General features: G+C 74.6%; 20 protein-coding genes. 8 read left to right on the top strand and 12 right to left on the bottom strand.

The annotated features are described in order from the left end of the window. Nucleotides 1-52: 52 nt before the first annotated feature. On the top strand, nucleotides 53-1,072 hold the full coding sequence (locus ACIQVI_RS32525; protein WP_403602530.1) for a TetR/AcrR family transcriptional regulator: 1,020 nt from the start codon (nucleotides 53-55) through the stop codon (nucleotides 1,070-1,072). A 101-nt stretch (nucleotides 1,073-1,173) separates the two neighbouring features. On the opposite strand, the gene ACIQVI_RS32520 is transcribed toward ACIQVI_RS32525, so the two are convergent. The 5 genes from ACIQVI_RS32520 to ACIQVI_RS32500 form a co-directional block, all read right to left on the bottom strand. Next, the gene (locus tag ACIQVI_RS32520) at nucleotides 1,174-2,658 is read right to left on the bottom strand and encodes an MFS transporter (protein WP_403602527.1); all 1,485 of its coding nucleotides are present in this window, start codon (nucleotides 2,656-2,658) and stop codon (nucleotides 1,174-1,176) included. Nucleotides 2,659-2,751: 93 nt separating this feature from the next. Then, entirely contained in the window at nucleotides 2,752-3,237 is a 486-nt protein-coding gene (locus tag ACIQVI_RS32515; protein WP_351968952.1) for a MarR family winged helix-turn-helix transcriptional regulator, read from the bottom strand. Beyond that, the gene (locus tag ACIQVI_RS32510) at nucleotides 3,234-4,079 is read right to left on the bottom strand and encodes a DUF5710 domain-containing protein (protein WP_403602523.1); all 846 of its coding nucleotides are present in this window, start codon (nucleotides 4,077-4,079) and stop codon (nucleotides 3,234-3,236) included. Before ACIQVI_RS32510 ends, ACIQVI_RS32515 begins: the two co-directional genes overlap by 4 nt. A 60-nt stretch (nucleotides 4,080-4,139) precedes the next feature. Further along, a complete protein-coding gene (locus ACIQVI_RS32505) occupies nucleotides 4,140-4,556 on the bottom strand; it encodes a VOC family protein (RefSeq protein ID WP_403602520.1) in 417 nt (138 codons plus the stop codon). A gap of 113 nt (nucleotides 4,557-4,669) precedes the next feature. Next, on the bottom strand, nucleotides 4,670-5,065 hold the full coding sequence (locus ACIQVI_RS32500; protein ID WP_351968949.1) for a helix-turn-helix transcriptional regulator: 396 nt from the start codon (nucleotides 5,063-5,065) through the stop codon (nucleotides 4,670-4,672). A 64-nt stretch (nucleotides 5,066-5,129) separates the two neighbouring features. On the opposite strand from ACIQVI_RS32500, the gene ACIQVI_RS32495 reads away from it, so the two are divergent. Next, complete coding sequence (locus ACIQVI_RS32495; RefSeq protein ID WP_403602516.1) at nucleotides 5,130-5,693, top strand: HAD domain-containing protein; 564 nt, start codon at nucleotides 5,130-5,132, stop codon at nucleotides 5,691-5,693. A 12-nt stretch (nucleotides 5,694-5,705) separates the two neighbouring features. Here ACIQVI_RS32495 and ACIQVI_RS32490 read toward each other — a convergent pair whose 3' ends face one another. Further along, the gene (locus ACIQVI_RS32490; protein WP_403602513.1) at nucleotides 5,706-6,647 is read right to left on the bottom strand and encodes an endonuclease/exonuclease/phosphatase family protein; all 942 of its coding nucleotides are present in this window, start codon (nucleotides 6,645-6,647) and stop codon (nucleotides 5,706-5,708) included. Nucleotides 6,648-6,801: 154 nt separating this feature from the next. Here ACIQVI_RS32490 and ACIQVI_RS32485 point away from each other — a divergent pair, with 154 nt between their 5' ends. The 3 genes from ACIQVI_RS32485 (at nucleotide 6,802) to ACIQVI_RS32475 (ending at nucleotide 8,253) form a co-directional block, all read left to right on the top strand. After that, the gene (locus ACIQVI_RS32485) at nucleotides 6,802-7,209 is read left to right on the top strand and encodes a helix-turn-helix domain-containing protein (protein WP_403602510.1); all 408 of its coding nucleotides are present in this window, start codon (nucleotides 6,802-6,804) and stop codon (nucleotides 7,207-7,209) included. Nucleotides 7,210-7,240: 31 nt separating this feature from the next. Further along, nucleotides 7,241-7,819: a hypothetical protein gene (locus ACIQVI_RS32480; protein ID WP_403602507.1), complete on the top strand. Its 579-nt coding sequence runs from the start codon at nucleotides 7,241-7,243 to the stop codon at nucleotides 7,817-7,819. 89 nt (nucleotides 7,820-7,908) lie between these two features. Further along, entirely contained in the window at nucleotides 7,909-8,253 is a 345-nt protein-coding gene (locus ACIQVI_RS32475; RefSeq protein WP_351968939.1) for a DUF2516 family protein, read from the top strand. A gap of 60 nt (nucleotides 8,254-8,313) precedes the next feature. Here ACIQVI_RS32475 and ACIQVI_RS32470 read toward each other — a convergent pair whose 3' ends face one another. From ACIQVI_RS32470 to ACIQVI_RS32455, 4 genes are all read right to left on the bottom strand, one after another. After that, nucleotides 8,314-9,567, bottom strand: coding sequence for a fused response regulator/phosphatase (locus ACIQVI_RS32470; protein WP_351968938.1), 1,254 nt, complete (start codon nucleotides 9,565-9,567; stop codon nucleotides 8,314-8,316). 344 nt (nucleotides 9,568-9,911) lie between these two features. Next, on the bottom strand, nucleotides 9,912-10,229 hold the full coding sequence (locus tag ACIQVI_RS32465; RefSeq protein WP_403602502.1) for a hypothetical protein: 318 nt from the start codon (nucleotides 10,227-10,229) through the stop codon (nucleotides 9,912-9,914). A gap of 425 nt (nucleotides 10,230-10,654) precedes the next feature. Next, on the bottom strand, nucleotides 10,655-11,725 hold the full coding sequence (locus ACIQVI_RS32460) for a C40 family peptidase (protein WP_403602499.1): 1,071 nt from the start codon (nucleotides 11,723-11,725) through the stop codon (nucleotides 10,655-10,657). A gap of 337 nt (nucleotides 11,726-12,062) precedes the next feature. Then, nucleotides 12,063-12,857 (bottom strand): class I SAM-dependent methyltransferase, encoded by a 795-nt coding sequence (locus tag ACIQVI_RS32455; RefSeq protein WP_351968936.1) that lies wholly within the window; start codon nucleotides 12,855-12,857, stop codon nucleotides 12,063-12,065. A gap of 442 nt (nucleotides 12,858-13,299) precedes the next feature. Here ACIQVI_RS32455 and mshA point away from each other — a divergent pair, with 442 nt between their 5' ends. After that, on the top strand, nucleotides 13,300-14,667 hold the full coding sequence (gene mshA, locus ACIQVI_RS32450) for a D-inositol-3-phosphate glycosyltransferase (RefSeq protein ID WP_351968935.1): 1,368 nt from the start codon (nucleotides 13,300-13,302) through the stop codon (nucleotides 14,665-14,667). Then, complete coding sequence (locus tag ACIQVI_RS32445) at nucleotides 14,660-15,181, top strand: YbjN domain-containing protein (RefSeq protein WP_403602494.1); 522 nt, start codon at nucleotides 14,660-14,662, stop codon at nucleotides 15,179-15,181. The genes mshA and ACIQVI_RS32445 overlap by 8 nt, the downstream gene beginning before the upstream one ends. Here the strand turns inward: ACIQVI_RS32445 and ACIQVI_RS32440 are convergent. Beyond that, the gene (locus ACIQVI_RS32440) at nucleotides 15,138-16,205 is read right to left on the bottom strand and encodes an AraC family transcriptional regulator (RefSeq protein ID WP_403602491.1); all 1,068 of its coding nucleotides are present in this window, start codon (nucleotides 16,203-16,205) and stop codon (nucleotides 15,138-15,140) included. The genes ACIQVI_RS32445 and ACIQVI_RS32440 overlap by 44 nt on opposite strands. Before the next feature lie 99 nt (nucleotides 16,206-16,304). Here ACIQVI_RS32440 and ACIQVI_RS32435 point away from each other — a divergent pair, with 99 nt between their 5' ends. Then, nucleotides 16,305-17,225, top strand: a complete 921-nt coding sequence (locus ACIQVI_RS32435) for an MBL fold metallo-hydrolase (RefSeq protein ID WP_403602488.1) — start codon at nucleotides 16,305-16,307, stop codon at nucleotides 17,223-17,225. Nucleotides 17,226-17,243: 18 nt separating this feature from the next. Here ACIQVI_RS32435 and ACIQVI_RS32430 read toward each other — a convergent pair whose 3' ends face one another. Continuing rightward, nucleotides 17,244-18,587: an MDR family MFS transporter gene (locus tag ACIQVI_RS32430; protein ID WP_403602485.1), complete on the bottom strand. Its 1,344-nt coding sequence runs from the start codon at nucleotides 18,585-18,587 to the stop codon at nucleotides 17,244-17,246. Between the last annotated feature and the right edge of the window lie 65 nt (nucleotides 18,588-18,652).

Here is an 18,652-nt window from a genome sequence, read left to right as displayed (position 1 = left end):
TGGTGCGGGCCGTGTGTCCTGCGGGACGAGGCGTACGAGGTGTGGAGGCGGAGTGGCGGACGGCGGGAGCGGCCGGGAGGACGAGCGGCCGACGGGCGGCCGGCCCGGGCCCGGAGCGGGCGGTCGGCCGGGGTCTCGCGCGGGCGGCCCGGCGGGCACTTCGGCGGCCGGGCGGCCGGACGCCCCGGCGGCCGCGCGGACGGGCTCCCGGACGGATGATCCGGCGGGCGGGCGTGCGGGCTTCCGGGCGGATGATTCGGCGGCCGGGCGGACGGCCGGACGGGCGAGCGGTCCGGCGGACGGCGGCGCGGGCGGTCCGATCGGCGGCGGGTCCTTCCTGCCGCCCGCGATCGAGGCGGCCTGGGGGGTGCGGGAGCGGCCCTCCAAGGGGCCCAGGCCCAGCCTGACCCTGGACCGGATCGTCGGCGCGGCCGTCTCCCTCGCGACGGCCGAGGGGCTCGACGCCGTCTCCATGGGCCGGGTCGCCAAGGAGCTGGGCGTCTCGACCATGTCGCTCTACCGGTACGTCTCCGCCAAGAGCGAGCTGTACGTCCTCATGCAGGAGGCCGCGACCGGCGTCCCGCCCGAACTCACCCCGCCCGGCACCGACTGGCGCGAGGCGCTGGCCGCCTGGGCCTGGGCGATGCGCGAGGTCTACCACCGCAACCTCTGGCTGCTGCGGGTCCCCGTCGCCGGCCCGCCCGCGACCCCGAACATGGTCGCCTGGTGGGAGAAGGCCCTCGTCGCCCTGGAGGGAACGGGCCTGGACGAGGGCGCCGTGCTCTCGGTGACCCTGCTCGTGTCCGGCTACGTCAAGAACGAGGCCGTCCTGACGGCCGACCTCGCCGCCGTGGTCGGCGCGAGCGACGACCCGCCGGAGGAGGTCATGGGCCGGTACGCCCGCACCCTGCGGCGGCTCGCGGACCCGGAGGAGTACCCGGCGGTGACCCGCGTCCTGGAATCGGGCGTCCTCGACGTCGCGGACGCCCCGGAGGACGAGTTCCGGTTCGGCCTGGAGCGGATCCTGGACGGGGTCGCGGTCCTGGTGGCGGCCAGGGGGGCCGCGTCGTGACGGGGGAGCCGCCGGCCCCCGGTCTGCGCGAGCGCGAGAAGGCCCGCTGACGCTCGTGCACGCGGAGGAGCTTCCGGAGTGCCTGCGGGAGCCGGTTCCCCCTACGGCGCGGTGAGTTCGGCTCCGGCCCGGGACTCCGCGCGCGGCCCCGGCCTCCGTGCGGTCGGGTTCCGTGCGGCCGGGTTCCGCAGGACGAGGGCCGCCACGGCCAGGGCCGCGAGCAGGAGGCCGGTGCCGACGCCGAAGGCCAGGTGGTAGCCGCCGGTCAGGGCCTCGGCGGCGGGCCGTCCGGCCCCGGTGAGGGACTCGGTGCGGGCGGCGGCCAGAGTGGAGAGGACCGCGACCCCGAGGGCCATGCCGATCTGCTGGGTGGTGTTGAAGAGCCCGGACGCCAGGCCCGCGTCCGACTCCTCGGCGCCCGACATGGCGAGCGAGGTGAGGGCGGGCAGCGCGAGCCCGAACCCGGCGGCGAGCAGCATCACGGGGAGCAGGTCCGTGGCGTACGAGGCGCGGACGGGGACGCGGGTCAGCAGGCCGAGGACGCCGACGAGCAGCACGAGCCCGGTGAGCAGGACGTTCCGCTCGCCGAAGCGGGCGACCAGCCGGGCGGACGCGCCGAGCGACACCGCTCCGATGACGAGCGCGGCCGGCAGCATCGCGAAGCCGGTCGCGGCGGCCCCGTACCCGAGGACCTTCTGCAGGTAGAGGGCGACGAGGATCTGGAAGGAGAAGAGCGCGGCGACCATCAGCATCTGGACGGCGTTCGCGCCGGCGACGCTGCGGGAGCGGAGGATCCGCAGGGGCATGAGCGGGTGCGCGGCCTTCGCCTGACGGACGAGGAAACCGGCCAGGAGAGCGACGGAGAGGCCCCCGAAGCCGAGCGTGTGCGCCGAACCGGCCCCGTACTCCTCGATCGTGACGACGGCGTAGATCCCGGCCGTGAGCCCGGAGGTCACGAGCAGCGCGCCGAGGGCGTCCGCGCCGGCCCGGAGCCCGAGGCCCCGGTCGGCGGGGAGGGCGCGGAGGGCGGCGAGGAGGGTGGCGACGCCGATGGGCAGGTTGATCAGGAAGATCCAGTTCCAGGTCAGGGCGTCGGTGAGGACGCCGCCCAGGACCTGCCCGAGGGAGGCTCCGGCGGCGCCGGTGAAGCTGAACACGGCGATGGCGCGGGCCCGTTCGCGCTCCTCGGTGAAGAGGGTCACGAGGATGCCGAGCCCGACGGCCGAGGACATCGCGCTGCCCGCGCCCTGGAGGAAGCGGGCGGCGACGAGGACGCCGGGGGAGTCGGCGGCCCCCGCGAGCAGCGAGGCGGCGGTGAAGAGCGCGATGCCCGCGAGGAACATCTTCCGGCGGCCGATCAGGTCGCCGAGGCGCCCGGCGAGCAGGAGGAGCGCGCCGAAGGCGACGAGATAGGCGTTGACGACCCAGCTGAGCCCCGTGGGGCTGAAGCCGAGGTCGCTCTGGATGGCGGGCATCGCGACGGTGACGATGCTGCCGTCGAGGATCGTCATCAGCAGGCCGGTGGCGAGGACACCGAGGGCGAGGCCCCGGGAGGGGGCGGTGGCGGCGGGCACGGAGGTGCGCATGGGAGCTCTCCTGTCGGAGGGAGGCGACAGGAAAGACGCTAGCAGAAGGTTTTGTTGCAGACTATTTTTTACGGAACCGGATTACGGGGCCGCTCACCCGCGCTGACGGGCCCGGCGGGCGGGCCTCGGGCTCTCGACGGGGGTCGCCAGATGCCCGGTGGCCAGGCGCTCCAGGGCGCGGAGCAGCGCCGCGCGCTCGTCGCCGGGGAGCGAGGAGAGGGCCTCCTCGTGGACCCGGTCGACGATCTTCCGGCTCTCCGCCGCGACCTCCGCCCCCGCCCCGGTCACGGCGATGATCCGCGCCCGCCGGTCCGTGCTCGAAGGCCGCCGCTCGGCGAGACCGGCCTTCTCCAGGGCGTCGACCGTCACCACCATGGTCGTCTTGTCCATGTCCCCGATCTCGGCGAGCTGCGCCTGCGTCCGCTCCTCCTCCAGGGCGTGGACCAGAACGCAGTGCATCCGGGCGGTGAGCCCGATCTCGCCCAGCGCGGCCGCCATCCGGGTCCGCAGGACGTGGCTGGTGTGGTCGAGCAGGTAGGAGAGGTCGGGCTCGGTGCGGGCGGGGGCCATGGAGGTCATGCGGCCAGGGTAGCGAGGACCGATCCGTAACGGATTGTCGAAAAGGAGACGAACGGAGGGCGCCGCCCGGGCCCTTCGCCCGGTCGCACCCGCCCGCCAGGGCCCCTAAGCCCGCCCGCCAGAGGTCCCCTACGCCCGCCCGCCCCCAGCCGGTTCAGGGTCTCCACCGCGACCCGGGCGCGCGCGTCCGCGTTCGGGGGTGCGGCCAGGGTGACCCCCGCGCTGGTGAGGATGCCGAGGTCCAGCTCCCAGTCGTACCGCGAGCGGTGGTCCCAGACCTCGAAGGCGATCTCCACGTGCTCGCGCGCCCCCGCCTCGCTCATCCCGGTGACCTTCCGCAGGTGGGCCAGGGCCCGGTCCTGGAGGCCGCGCACCTGCGCGAGGCCGAAGTGCGTGACGGTGTGGCAGTCGGTGCACAGGCAGATGAGCCGCTTGAGGGTCTGGACGCGGGCGGCCTCGTCGAAGGTCCAGCGCTCGTGGGCCTCCAGCCACCGCCGGGCCGTACGGTCCTCGCCCGCCCCGCAGGCCTCGCAGCGCTGTCCGGCCCGGCGGGTGATCATCCGGCGCAGCCGCTCCCAGTCGGCCGGGGCGACGCAGGACCGCACGTTGGTGAACCAGCAGGTCCGGGGCACGAGGTCGACGAACAGACCGCTGCCGAGGCTCCGGTCCTCCCCGGGCAGCAGCTCGGGCACGTCGGCGGCGGCGGTCCAGCGGGCGAGCTCCGCCATCCCCGGCCGGGGCGCGTACCACCGCCGGGCCGCCGGGTCCCAGCGGGCGCCACCGCGCTTCGCCTCGTCCTTCTCGGCGTACGGAACGTCCAGCCACACCCGTTCGACCGCCATGCCCGTCCTCCCCGTCGGCCCCGGCCCATGCTGCCACGGGCCGGGGCCGGCGGACGAGGGTCAGCCGATACGGCGCCGGGCGAAGCGGATCATGTTCCCGGACGGGTCGCGGAAGGCGCAGTCGCGGACGCCGTACGGCTGGTCGAACGGCTCCTGGAGGACCTCGGCGCCGGACTCCCGGATCCGCTCGAAGGTGGCGTCGACGTCGTCGGTGGAGAAGATCACGCCGCGCAGCAGACCCTTGGCGAGCAGCTCCGCGACGGCCTGCCGGTCGGCGGGGGAGGCGCCCGGGTCGGCGAGCGGCGGTTCGAGGACGATCTCCACGCCGGGCTGCGCGGGCGACCCGAGGGTCACCCAGCGCATCCCCTCGAACCCGACGTCGTTGCGGACGTCGAGCCCGAGGGCGTCGCGGTAGAAGGAGAGCGCCTTGTCGTGGTCGTCGACGGCGATGAAGCACTGCGAGAGGGTGATGTCCATGGGCTCGACGCTACGGCGGGGACCCGGGGCTTCGCTTCTCCGATCCTGACCGTTCGAGGGGAAACCGGTCCCTCAGGGGATCCCAGCCCCTCAGCCAGGGGCTCCCCGGTCCCTCACCCGTTCCGGACGGGCCGCGTGAGGACCTTCGCGACGCACGCGGGGATCTCCGCGCCCTCCTCGTGGTCACGGGCCCGGTAGGCGCTCGGCGTCTCCCCGACCAGCTCGGTGAAGCGCGAGCTGAAGGAGCCGAGCGAGGTGCAGCCCACCTCGAAGCAGACCTCGGTCACGCTCAGGTCGCCCCGCCGCAGCAGCGCCTTGGCCCGCTCGACGCGGCGGGTCATCAGATAGCTGTACGGGGTCTCCCCGAAGGCGGCGCGGAAGCTCCGCGCGAAGTGCCCGGTCGACATCAGGGCCACCTTCGCCAGCGCCGGGACGTCCAGCGGCGACGCGTAGTCGCGGTCCATGGTGTCGCGTGCGCGCCGCAGCCGTACCAGGTCCTCCAGGTTCACCCTTCCAGGATGGCACGGAGCGGGACCCGGGGGCCGGGCCTTTCCCGTGGCGTACGGTGCGAACGTGACCGCGGAACAACGGAGTCGGCGAGGGAACCCCCCGCCCGTCCCGCTCCTCTTCCTTGACGTCGACGGCCCTCTCATCCCCTTCGGAGGGCCGTCGACGCGCTCCCCGGAGGGCTACCCGACGTACCTCCCGCCCACCGGCCGGCCGGACGAGGGCAGGAACCCGCTCCTCGCGCGGGTCGACCCCGGGCTCGGGCCGCGCCTGGCGGCGACGGGGTGCGAGCTGGTGTGGGCGACGACCTGGATGGACGACGCGAACGCGTACGTCGCGCCCTGGCTCGGTCTGCCGGACCTGCCGGTGGTGCTCTGGCCGGACGAGACCGACGAGGACGTGGCCGAGCGCGAGCGCACGGGCCTCCACTGGAAGACCCGCCCCCTCGTCGCCCGCGCCGCGGGACGGCCCTTCGTCTGGGTGGACGACGAGATCACCGGGCCCGACCGGGCCTGGGTGGCCGCCCACCACCCCGGCCGGGCCCTCCTCCTGCGCGTCGACCCCCGCGACGGCCTCACGGACGCGGACTTCGACGCCCTCGCGGAGTGGCTGGACGGCCCGGAGGAGTAGGCGCGGAGGGCGTCAGCGCAGGGTGACCCGGGCGAGGACCGGCAGGTGGTCGCTGCCGGTCGCGGGCAACGTACGGATCCGGCCGACGGTCGCCGAGCGGGCCATGACCTGGTCGATGCGGGCCACCGGGAAGGCGGCGGGGAAGCTGAGGGCGAGACCGCGCCCGGCCGGCTCCATTCGCGAGGTCAGCGGGGCGAGGCCGCGGTCCTCGACGGTGCCGTTGAGGTCGCCGAGCAGGATCACCGGCCCCACCTCCTCGGCGGCGAGGGCGGCCCCGAGCCGCCGGGCGCTCTCGTCGCGCCGGGCGGACGCCAGACCGCCCGCCCCGACCCGTACCGAGGGCAGGTGCGCGACGTACACCGCGACGTCGCCGCCCGGCGTCCGGGCCACGGCCCGCAGCCCCCGGTCCCACGGCCCGGTGATCCCCCGGGGCCTGATGTCCACCGGGCGCACCCCCGTGAGCGGATGCCTCGACCAGAGCCCGACCGTCCCCCGCACCGCGCGGTACGGATACGCGGACGCCAGCGCCCTCTCGTAGCCGGCCAGTGCCGGGGGCACCAGCTCCTCCAGGGCGACGAGGTCGGGCCCGGCGGCGACCAGCGCGCGGGCGGTGCCCTCCGGGTCGGGGTTCTCGTCGCTCACGTTGTGCTGGACCACGACCAGCCCGTACGCCCCGGCCTCCGGCTCCCCCTCGGGCAGCACCAGCCCGCCGAACGCGTACGCCCACGCGCCCGCCGGCAGTACGAGCGCCACCAGCGCGCCCCGGGAACGCCGCAGCAGCGCGACCCCGAGCAGCACCACGACCACGACCCCGCTCCAGACCAGGAACGACTCCAGCAGGCTCCCCGCGGAACCGGGCACGAGCCGGTGGAACAGCAGCAGCCCGGCGGTCACCACGGCGAGCGCGACGACCACCCGCCCGCGCCCCGCCCCCGCCCACCGCCGCGTCCCCATCCCCGCCCCCTCCGCCCGCCCGGCCGCCCGGCCTCCCAGGAGCCAGGACGAGCCGCCGTCCGGATCGGTTTCCGGGGTGTCACCGAGCACGGCGAAGGGCGACTTTTGCAAGCAGGCGCTTGCAATAGTTAGCACGGGCTGGCATGGTCGGAGCATGGCATCGCTCAACGTCGGCAATCTCGGTGACTACCTCCGCGAGCAGCGGAGGAGCGCGCAGCTGTCGCTGCGGCAGCTCGCCGAGGCCGCCGGGGTGTCGAATCCGTACCTGAGCCAGATCGAGCGGGGGCTGCGGAAGCCCAGCGCCGAGGTGTTGCAGCAGGTCGCGAAGGCGCTGCGGATCTCCGCCGAGACGCTCTACGTGCGGGCCGGGATCCTCGACGAGAAGGAGCGGGAGGAGCTGGAGACGCGGGCCGTCGTCCTGGCCGATCCCTCGATCAACGAGCGGCAGAAGCAGGTGCTGCTCCAGATCTACGACTCCTTCCGCAAGGAGAACGCCGCCGAGGCCGAGGCCGCGGCCGCCTCCGGGCCCGCGCCCGATGCCGACGAACCGCCTTCGAGCTAGTCCGTACGCCACATCCGGGAGGAACACCAGCATGGCCATCATCGACGAACTGCGCACCCCCCTCTACTTCGCCGCCGGCACCGCCGACCTCGCCGTGCGGCAGGCCCGGAAGGTGCCCGGCCTGATCGAGCAGATCGCCGCCGAGGCGCCCGCGCGTATCGAGGCCGTCCGGAAGACCGACCCGAAGGCCGTGCAGGAGAAGGTGACCGACCGGGCCAAGGAGGCCCAGGCCACCGTCCAGACGAAGTTCGCCGAGGTCGTCGGCGGCCTCGACACCGACCTCAAGAAGCTTGGCGAGACCGCCCAGGACCTCGCCCTGCGCGGGGTCGGCGTCGCCGCCGAGTACGCGGTCAAGGCGCGCGAGAAGTACGAGGAGGTCGCCGCCCACGGCGAGGAGACCGTCCGCGCCTGGCGCGGCGAGGCCGCCGAGGAGATCACCGAGATCGCCATCGCCGTCGAGCCCGACTCCGAGCCCAGGGCCGCCGAGGCGCCCGAGACCGTCGGCACGGTCGAGGTCACCGACGCCCCCGCCGGGAAGCCGTCCGCCAAGAAGACCACCGCCCGCAAGGCGCCCGCCAAGAAGGCTCCGGTCGCGGCCGAGAAGGAGTAGGGGCGGGCCCCGTACGGGTACACGGAGCGCCGTACCGGGTACCTTGACCGTTGAGGCGCTCTCTCCCTCCCCCTTAGGCGGTGCTCAGCATGTTGCGCGCGGGATTCGATTCCCTCCTTAACCTGGTGATGTTCCTGGTCTTCACCGGCTTCGCGGTCGCCGCGCTCGTCTTCGCCGCCATGGCGCGCGAGGACGCCTACCGTGCCGCGGAGAAGCAGACGAAGAAGTTCTGGCTGATCGTCCTGGGCGTCAACCTCGTCCTGAACCTGCTCCTGCCGATGCTGTTCCTGCAGATCGCCGGAGTGATCGCCGCCATCGTCTTCATGGTGGACGTGCGCCCCGCGCTCGCGCAGGTCTCGGGCGGCGGCCGCGGCCCCCGGGGCGGCGGTTCCAGCAGCGACGGGCCGTACGGCCCCTACAACGGCGGCCGGTAGCGGCACGGGAGCCGCTCGGCGGAGCGGGACCGGAAACGAGCGGGCGGCAGGGCCCGGGGTTCATCCCCGGGCCCTGCCCCCGTTTCCGCCCTTGTCCCGCTCCAGGGCCAGGACGGCCACGTCGTCCGTCAGCTCGCCGCCGTTCAGGGACCGGACCTCCGTCACGGCCGCCTCCAGGAGCTCCTCGCCCCGCAGGCCCTCGGCCAGCTGCCGGTTCATCATCGCGACCATCCCCTCCTGGCCGAGGCGCGGCGAACCGGGCCCGGCCGAGCGGCCCTCGATCAGCCCGTCCGTGTACATGAGCAGGCTCCACGCCCCGCCCAGCTCCACCTGGCGGCGCGGCCAGCGGGCGCGCGGCAGCAGGCCGAGGGCCGGGCCGCCGTCCTCGTACGGGAGGAGCCGCGCGGCCCGGCCCTGCCGGGCGATCAGGGGCGACGGGTGTCCGGCCAGGCAGAGGCCCGCCCGGCGTCCGTCGGGCGCGATGTCGACCGTGCAGAGGGTCGCGAAGATCTCCTCGCTCTCCCGCTCGTGCTCCAGGACCTGCTGCATCGTCGAGAGCAGCTCGTCCCCGCACAGGCCCGCGAAGGTCAGGGCCCGCCAGGCGATCCGCAGCTCGACCCCGAGCGCCGCCTCGTCCGGGCCGTGTCCGCAGACGTCGCCGATCATGGCGTGGACGGTGCCGTCCGGGGTGCGGACGACGTCGTAGAAGTCGCCGCCGAGCAGCGCGCGCGACCGGCCGGGCCGGTAGTGGGCCGCGAACCGCAGGTCGGAGCCCTCCAGGAGCGGCGTCGGGAGCAGGCCGCGCTCCAGGCGGGCGTTCTCCTGGGCCCGCAGCCGGGACTCGGTCAGCTTCACCTGCACGGCGTCGGCCCGCTTGCGCTCCACCGCGTACCGGATGGCCCGGCTGAGCAGCCGCCCGTCGAGCTCCTCGCGGAAGAGGTGGTCCTGGGCCCCGACCCGTACCGCCTCGGCGGCCAGCTCCGCGTCGGCGGAGGCGGCGAGCGCGAGGACGGCGTGGCGCGGGGCGAGGCGCAGGATGTGCCGGAGCGGGGCGAGCGGGTCGTCGCCGGCGGCGGCCCGGGGGCCGGGCAGCGAGAGGTCGACGAGGACGCAGTGGACGTCGTCGGTGAGCAGCCGCTCGGCCTCGGTGAGGTTGCGGGCGGTACGGATACGGACCCGGGTGCCGGCGGCGTCCGCCGCGTCGAGGAGTTCGGGTACGGCGAGGGCACCCGCCGGGTCGTCCTCGACGACCAGGAGGGTGAGATCGGTGCGTTCGGTGCCTGTGACTGTGCCTGTCATAGCGGTGGCGTCCATGGCGGTGGCGTCCGTATCGGTGGCGTCCGTATCGGTCTCGTCGCCGGGGCCCGCGGCGGCAGAGACGTTTCTCTGACGCGGTACGGATACGGGCATCGGTCGGGTTGTCCTTCCCTCCCCCCGAGGGCGCGCGGGACGCCGGGTGGCACCCCGCCCGTCCCGGACCATAGCGGTAGGGCGGTCCGCAGCGGAATGGTGATCAGCTGTGAGTGCGCGCGTCGCGGTTGGCATATGCCGCGGAAGGGGAGGTACTTGCCGCCCCACGGCTGGTGGGAGGCCCCCCGGACCAATGAGAAAGGTCACGCGGACGGGCCCCTGGGGGCGGGGGGCCGGGGGTTTCTCCGTCACGTCGGAGGGCCGATGCCTTGCGGGGGCGGCGGGCCTGCGGGGCCTGCGGGGGCGATCGCATGGGCGGCGGGGGCTGGCGCATGGGCGGTCGGGCCTGTCGGGGGCTTGCCGGTGGGGCCGAGCGCTTGGGTCGCCTGGTCCGGGTTGGCTGTCTGGGGCACCTGGACCGGGCCGGTCGTCTGGGTCGCCTGGTCCGGGTCGGCTGTCTCGGTCACCTGGTTCGGGTCGGCTGTCTGGGTCACCTGGTTCGGGTCGGTTACCTGGGTCACCTGGGCCGGGCCGGCTGTCTGGGCCACGTGGACCAGGTCGGTCACCTAGGTCACCTGGGCCGGGTCAGCCGTCTGGGCCACCTGGATCGGTCCGGCCGCCCGGACCACTTCGACCGGGCCGGTCACCGGGACCGCCCGGTCTCACCGCCGGCCTGGCCACCCGGACCGCCTTGGCCTCACAGGCCGCCCGGCGGCCCGGGTCGTACGGGCTTCCCCGGGCCTGCCGGTCAGCCGGGCGTACCGGCTTCACCGGTCTCGCAGACCGCCCGGTCACGCAGGCTTCACCGGTTGTCCGAGCCGCACCGGTCACCCAGGTCACCCGGGGCACCCGGTCTCACCGGTCGCCCGGCGCTCCGGGCCGTACGGGCTTCCCCGGCCCATCGGTCACCCAGGCCGCACCGGCCGCCCCGCGCGCCCCCGGGCCCCGGTTGCCGAGCCGTCCCGGGTCCGGCCGCCCGGGTCACGCTGATTCAGCGGCCCGCAGGGCTCACCGCTCCCGCAGGGCGGACGACGCCCAGGATTTCCATGGAGCCCGCGCCCGCGAGGGTGATGTTCCGGCCCGGGCGGGGGGCGTGGACCATCATCCCGTTGCCGACGTACATCCCGATGTGGCTCGCGTCCTTGAAGTAGACGATCAGGTCGCCCGGCCGCATGTCCTCGACGTCCACGCGCGGCAGCAGCCGCCACTGCTCCTGCGAGGTGCGCGGGATCCCGAGGCCCGCCGCGCCCCAGGCGCTCTGGGTCAGGCCGGAGCAGTCGAACGAGTCGGGGCCCTCGTCGCCCCAGCCGTACGGCTTGCCGATCTGGGCCGTCGCGAACTCGACCGCCTTCCGGCCCTCCGCGGTCGCCTCCGCCTTCGGGCCCTTGAGCGCACCGGCCCGGAGCCAGGTCTTCTGGGCCTCCTTCTGCGCCAGTTCCTCCAGGCGGCGCAGCCGCTCCCGCTCCTCGGCGGCGAGCTCGGACTCCAGCTTCTTGGCCGCGTCGATCTTCGCGTTGATCTCCTTCTTCGCCTTCGCCTGGCGGACGCGGTTGGCCTCCAGCTTGGTCCAGTGGTCGCTCGCCTCCTTGGCGTAGACGTCGAGCGAGGCCTGGGTGCGGGTCATCTCGGCGAGCAGGTCCTTGGTGGCCTTCGCGCCGTCCTTGATGCGCCCCGCCGCGTCGAGGAAGAGCTGCGGGTCGTTCGTGAGGATGAGCTGCGCGCCCTCGGGAAGCCCGCCGTTGCGGTACTGGGAGCGCGCGGCGACACCGGCCTTGAGCTTGAGGTCCTCGATCTTCTCGCGCCCCTCCGTGAGCATCCGGTTCACCCGGACGATCTCGGCGGACTGCTCCTTGGCCTTCTCCTCGGCCAGGTTGTACGCGTCGGTGGCGACGGCGGCCTGCCGGTACAGACCGTCCATCTCCTTGCGCACCTCCTCCAGGCTCTTCTTCGGCGGCGGAGGCGGCAGCGGCGCGGCGGAGGCCTGGAGGGTCAGCGCGGGGGAGGCCAACACGGCCAAGGCGCAGATCACGGTGATCGCGGCGGCACGGCGGCGTCGGTTCACAAGCTCCCCCTACTGGTGACCCACAACTGATTTACCGTCAGTAACCCGGCGTTGACCTTGGCGATAGTGCCACGCGAAACCGGAAAGTAACAAGGGAAAGCGAGGCCTGTCGGACGGGTTCCCCCCATAGGTGACGTGTGGGGCGGGAGAGGCGTTCCCGGGGAAGGGGGAATTCACCGGGAGTTGGGAGAAACGGGGAGGAGAGGGGGATCGGCCGCTCGGCCGAGGGGAGGTGGTCGTTCGGCCGAAGGGGCCTCTGTTCGGCCGGAAGGCCGGTCGCGGCGACCGCGGCGACCGCATCGACCACGGTGACTGCGGTGACCGCTCCACCCGCCCCTCACCCCCGAGGCGCCAACGCCCCCCACCGCACCGTCACTTCCCCCTGCCGCCACCGCCGCGGGCCGTCCGTCAGGGGCCAGTCCGCCGCCAGGTCGCGTACGGAGCGGATCCAGCGCTGGCGCGCGCCGAGCGAGGCGTACGGGGCGGCCGCGGCCCACGCCCGGTCGAAGTCCCGCAGGAAGGCGTGCACCGGCTCGCCCGGCACGTTCCGGTGGATCAGCGCCTTCGGCAGCCGTTCCGCCAGGTCCGACGGCCGGTCGAGCGAGCCCAGCCGGGTGGCGAAGGTCACCGTGCGCGGCCCCTCGGGACCGAGCGCCACCCACACGTGCCGGCGCCCGATCTCGTCGCAGGTGCCCTCCACGAGCAGCCCGTCCGGGGCGAGCCGCCCGCACAGCCGCTCCCAGACGGCCGCGACCTGCTCCTCGTCGTACTGGCGCAGCACGTTCGCCGCCCGGACCAGGGCGACCCGGCCGGGGACCGGCACCTCGAAGCCGCCGTGCAGGAAGGAGAGCCCCTCGTGCTCGTACGGCCGGGCGGCCTCGACCCGGGCGGGCTCGATCTCGATGCCGTACAGCCGGGTGCGGGGGTCGGCGGTGCGCAGCCGGGCCAGCAGTTCGACGGCGGTCCAGGGGGCGGCCCCGTACCCGAGGTCGACGGCGAGGGGCGGTTCGGGCGAGCGGCGCAGGGCGGGCCCGTGGACGGCGGCGATCCAGCGGTCCATGCGGCGCAGCCGGTTGGGGTTGGTGGTCCCGCGGGTCGGGGTGCCGACGGGGCGGGTGGTGCGCGGGGCCATGCCAAGAGCGTAAGGGGTACGGGGGAGGGGCCGGGGCGGCCCGGACGGCAGGGGCGCACGGGCCCCTCCGGCGGGGAACCTGTCCGCTCCTGGCAGGAAACGGCCCCCTTCCGGCAAGGAGCCGGACCCCCTCCGGCAATGAATTGGCAAAGCGCCCCCGTCACCGGAAATGAAAGGGCTCATTCCGGTGTTGTCGCCGCTGGAGGACGTACCGCGCCCTCCAGACCGCCATGCCCGACCCGGCTCGACCCCCGACCGAAGCCCGAGCCGACGCCGACGCCCAAGCTCAAGCCGAAGCCGAAGCCGAAGCCGAAGCTCGAACCGAAGTCCCCACCCCAAGCCCGAACCAAAAGCCGAAGCCGCAGCCGAAGCCACAGACCGCCGGTCCCGGCCACGGCCCCCGGCTCCGGCCCGAAGGCCCCCGAGCGGAAGGACCGCCGACGTGAGCCAGTACGTGTCCCGGTTCGCCGGTACCCGGCACCGGCACCCGGCGCCGGCCCGGCTCCGGCTTCCCGGCCGCCCCCGCACCCCCCGGCGCGTGGCCATGCTCAGCGTCCACACCTCGCCGCTGCACCAGCCGGGCACCGGCGACGCGGGCGGCATGAACGTCTACATCGTCGAGCTGGCCAAGCGGCTCGCCGCCATCGACATCGAGGTGGAGATCTTCACCCGGGCCACCACCGGCGGCCTGCCCCCGGTGGTCGAGCTGACCCCGGGCGTGCTCGTGCGGCACGTGGACGCCGGCCCGTACGAGGGTCTGGCCAAGGAGGAGCTGCCGGCCCAGCTCTGCGCCTTCACGCACGGCGTGATGCAGGCGTGGGCGGGCCACCGCCCCGGCCACTACGACCTCGTGCACTCCCACTACTGGCTCTCCGGGCACGTCGGCTGGCTCGCCGCCGAACGCTGGGGCGTCCCGCTCGTCCACGCCATGCACACCATGGCGAAGGTCAAGAACGCCTCGCTCGCCGAGGGCGACACCCCCGAGCCCGCCGCCCGCGTGATCGGCGAGACCCAGATCGTCTCCGCCGCCGACCGGCTGATCGCCAACACGGCCGAGGAGGCCGACGAGCTCGCCCGCTTCTACGACGCGGACCCCGGCAAGATCGCGGTCGTCCACCCGGGCGTCAACCTCGACCGCTTCCGCCCCGCCGACGGCCGCGCCGCCGCCCGCGCCCGGCTCGGCCTGCCCCAGGACGCCTTCGTCCCGGTCTTCGCCGGCCGGATACAGCCCCTGAAGGCCCCGGACATCCTGCTCCGGGCGGCCGCCCGGCTCCTGGACCGGGACCCGTCCCTGCGCTCCCGCATGATCGTCCCGGTGGTCGGCGGCCCGAGCGGCAGCGGCCTGGCCAAGCCGGAGGGGCTCCAGAAGCTCGCGGCCCGGCTGGGCATCGCGGACATCGTGCGCTTCCACCCGCCGGTGGGGCAGGACCGGCTCGCGGACTGGTTCCGCGCGGCCAGCGTCCTCGTCATGCCCTCGTACAGCGAGTCCTTCGGCCTGGTCGCCATAGAGGCGCAGGCGGCCGGAACCCCGGTCGTCGCGGCGGCGGTGGGCGGCCTGCCCGTGGCCGTACGGGACGACGTGACCGGCTTCCTCGTGCGGGGCCACGACCCGGCGGACTACGCGCGGGCGCTCGGCCGCTTCGTCGCCGACCCGTCCCTGTCGGCCCGGATGGGCGAGGCGGCGGCGGCCCACGCGAGCTCCTTCGGCTGGGACACGGCGGCCTCGGCCACGGCGGACGTCTACACGGCCGCCGTGCACGACCACCGGCTGCGGGAGAACCGGCGTCGCGTACGCTCCCACCATGGCTGAGGACAGGACCGCCGAGGGCGTCCGGCAGATCATCGAGTCCACCTTCGACGAGGCGGAACTGGAGTGGGAGTCCCCCGAGCCGGGCTCCTACGTCGTCAAGCTCCCGGGCACGCGCAAGCTCTTCACGACGCTCTCCCTCCGCGCGGGCCGCCACTCCCTCTCCCTCAACGCCTTCGTCGTCCGCCACCCGGACGAGAACGAGGCGGGCGTCCACCGCTGGCTCCTCGAACGCAACCTGAAGCTGTACGGGGTGGGGTACGCGATCGACGGCCTCGGCGACGTCTACCTCACCGGCAAGCTCCCGCTCGCCGCCGTCACGCCCGAGGAACTGGACCGGCTGCTCGGCTCGGTCCTGGAGGCGGCGGACGGCGACTTCAACACGCTCCTGGAGCTGGGCTTCGCGACGTCGATCCGGCGCGAGTACGAGTGGCGGGTCTCGCGGGGCGAGTCGACCCGGAACCTGGACGCGTTCAAGAACCTGCTGGGGAAGACGCCCGGGAAGCCGACGGACTGAGCGCGGCCTCCCGGCCCTCCTGCCCCTCCCGGCCCTTCCGGCCTTCCCGGTACCGCCCCGGCGTGACCCCGAACTCCCGCCGGAACGCGTGCGAGAGCGCGTACGGCGTGCCGTAGCCGACGCGGCGGGCGACGGCGGCCAGCGGATCCGTGCCGTCCCGGAGCAGGGCGGCGGCGCGGGTCAGCCGCCACCAGGTGAGGTACGTCATCGGGGCCCGGCCGACGCGGGCGGTGAAGCGGCGGACCAGGGTGGCGCGGGAGACGCCCGCCTCGGCCGCGAGCCGGTCGACGGTCCAGGGCGCGGCCGGGTCGGCGTGCAGGGCGCGCAGCGCGGCGGCGGCCACCGGGTCGCCGAGGGCCGCAGGCCAGACACCGCCCGTACCTCCACCCGTACCTCCGTCCATACTCCCGCCCGTACTCCTGCCCGTACCTCCGTCCGCGCTCCCGTCCAGCCAGGACCGGACCATGTAGACGAGCAGCAGGTCGAGCAGGCCGGGCAGCGCGATGCCGGACCCGGGGCGTCCTCCCTCCGGACCGCCCAGCTCGCCGGTCAGCAGGCCGATGGCGGCGCGGAGTTCGGGGTGGGCGCCGTCGCGGGCCGGCAGGTGGACGAGGGAGGGGAGCTCCGCCAGGAGCGGGTGCGCGTGGCTGCGGTCGAGCCGGTACTTGCCGCAGAGCATCACCACCTCGGGCTCTCCCGGCCGGGGCGCGGGCACGGTCCCGCTCGCCGGTCCCTCGCCGCCCCAGCGGACGAAGGGCTCGGCGCGCGCGACGGTCTCCGCGTCGGCGGGCGAGTCCGCGATCACGTGGCCGGTGCCGTGCGGGAGCAGCACCGCGTCCCCCGGCCCGAGCGCGACCGGGGCGCCGCCGTCGGGCAGCAGCCAGCAGGTGCCTTCGAGGAGGACGTGGAAGCCGGCGCCGTCGTACGGCGCGAGCCGCGCGCACCAGCGCCCGCCCGTCCGCAGCAGGTGGGAGAAGGGCCGCCCGACGCGTACGGCCGAGATCGCGTCGCTCACCACGTCCATGGCGGCACCGTACCGCCGTCGACGGGCGAGCCGTACGCGTATCGGCGGGAGCCACGGGAGCATTGAGCGGCTCACCGGCGGCTCCCTAGGGTCGGTGGCATGAGCGATGAGAGCGCACGGAGCATGGTCCTGGGGGACGTCGAGGTCATCCGGGTCGTGGAGTGGCGGGGCCCGTTCGGGCCCGCCCACGACCTCGTGCCGGGGGCCGGGGACGCCCTGTGGGAGGACAACCGGGAGTGGCTGGTCCCGGACCACTGGGATCCGGACGACGGCAGCGCGCGGATGGCGCTGCAGAGCTGGGTGCTGCGCAGCGGGGGCCTGACCGTGCTGGTCGACACGGGCGTGGGCGACGGGCGCGAGCGGCCGGACGCGCCGCTCTTCCACCGGCGGCGGGACGACTTCCTCGGCGGCCTGGCGCGGGCGGGCGTACGGCCCGAGGACGTGGACGTCGTCGTGAACACCCATCTGCACGCGGACCACGTCGGCTGGAACACCCGCCCCGGCGACGCGCCCGGCACGTGGGTGCCGGCGTTCCCGAACGCCCGCTACCTCCTCCCGGCCGCCGACGACGCCCACTTCGGCCCGGACAACGCGTACGGCGGCGGGCGGCGGACGCAGGACCGGCTGGTCTACGAGGACAGCGTCGCGCCCGTGCGCCGCGAGGGCCTGGCGGTGCTGTGGGACGGGGAGCACCGCATCGACGGGAACCTGACGCTCGAGTCGGCGCCCGGCCACACCCCCGGTTCGTCGGTGCTGCGCCTGGAGTCCGGGGGAGACCGGGCGGTCTTCGTCGGGGACCTCGTCCACAGCCCCGTACAGCTCCTTGACCCCTCGCACGGCAGCTGCTTCTGCGTGGACCCGGCGGGGGCGGAGGCGAGCCGCCGCCGGATCCTCGGACGGGCGGCGGACCGGCGGGAACTGGTCGTGCCCGCGCACTTCGGCGGGGCGGGCGCGGCCGAAGTGCGCGAGGAGGGCGGGGGCTTCGCCCTGAAGGGCTGGGCGGAGTGGACGGAGCGGTGAGGGCCGGGCGCTGACGGGTCAGGCGTTCAAGGGGGAGTCCTCGGCGTCTTCGGCGTCTTCGGCGTTCTCGCCCTTCACGACGACGGGCGCGGGCGCGGGGGACGGCACGGGGCCGGGGACGGGAACGGGCGCGGTCACGACGTCCTCGTCCTCGGCCAGGGCCTTCCGCAGCCGGGTGGCGTACCCGGCGGCGGCGAGGACGCCGATCGCGGCCGTGGCCGCCCAGAGGACGTCGGGTCCGGGCCCGCCGACGATCGCGCCGGCGAGGATCGGGGCGACGAAACCGGCGACGGCCCAGGACATGCCCATCACGCCCTGGTAGCGGCCGCGGGCGTGCTCGGGGGCGAGGCGGGCGGTGGCGGCGGCGTTCGTCGGGACGTGGATCATCTCGCCGACGGTCCAGACGACCACGGTCGCGGCGAAGGCGACGGAGGATCCGGCGAGGGCGGTGGCGCCGGTGCCGAGGGCGAAGAGGAGGGAGGAGAGGGCGAGGAGGAGGACGGGGGAGCGCTTGTCGGTGAGCTTGTTGACGAGGAGCTGGAAACCGACGATGACGATGCCGTTGACGGCGATGACGACGCCGTAGGAGGAGGCGGAGAGCCCCTGGTCGGCCATGGTGAGCGGGAGCCCGATCCAGGGCGCGGTGAAGACGAGGCAGACGAGCAGGTTGAGCAGGACGAGCGTCCGGAAGGGCGCGTCGCGCAGCACGGTGAGGGTGCTGACCTTCTCCTCGGCGGCGGGCTTCCCCTCCGTCGGGGCCGGCCGCTCGGGCCGGGTCTCGGGGAGCCGGAGGAAGACGATGACGGCGCACAGGACGGTGGCGACGGCGTCGACGACGAAGAGGGTGCGGTAGCCGAGGAAGGCCGCGGCGCCGCCGCCGATGGAGGCGATGGCGAAGCCGAGGTTGAGGGCCCAGTAGTTGAGGGCGTAGGCCCGGCGCACGTCGTGGGCGGGGACCATGTCGGCGATGGTGGCGTTGATGGGGGGCCGGACGGCCTGCATGGCGACGCCCATCAGCAGGACGACGGCGGCGATGCCCCAGGCGCTGGTGACGAAGGCGAGGGCGGCGGCGCAGGCGGCGCCCGCGAGGTGCATGGTGACCATGGTGGGGCGGCGGCCCCAGCGGTCGGTGAGCACGCCGCCGAGCGGGGACCCGGCGACGCCGCCGAGGCCGTGGAGGGCGACGACGAGTCCGGCGAACCAGGCGGAGTGCCCGAGTTCCAGGGTCAGGTAGAGCGAGAGGAAGGTGAGGACGAAGGCGCCGGTCCGGTTGACGAGGGTGGAGAGCCAGAGCCACCAGAAGCCGGGCGGAAGACCGGAGACCGTCTCGCGGGCCGATCGTCTGAGCGTACTGATGGACATGTGTGGCGCCCCCTGGCGTGCGTAAGCCCCTATGCGGCCGGTCGTAACTTACGCATCTCTCATGC

This window comes from Streptomyces sp. NPDC098101, from assembly GCF_044760185.1.
GTDB lineage: Bacteria > Actinomycetota > Actinomycetes > Streptomycetales > Streptomycetaceae > Streptomyces.
The sequence above is the reverse complement of the archived record's forward strand: the minus strand, read 5'-3'. Positions and strand labels throughout refer to the sequence as shown.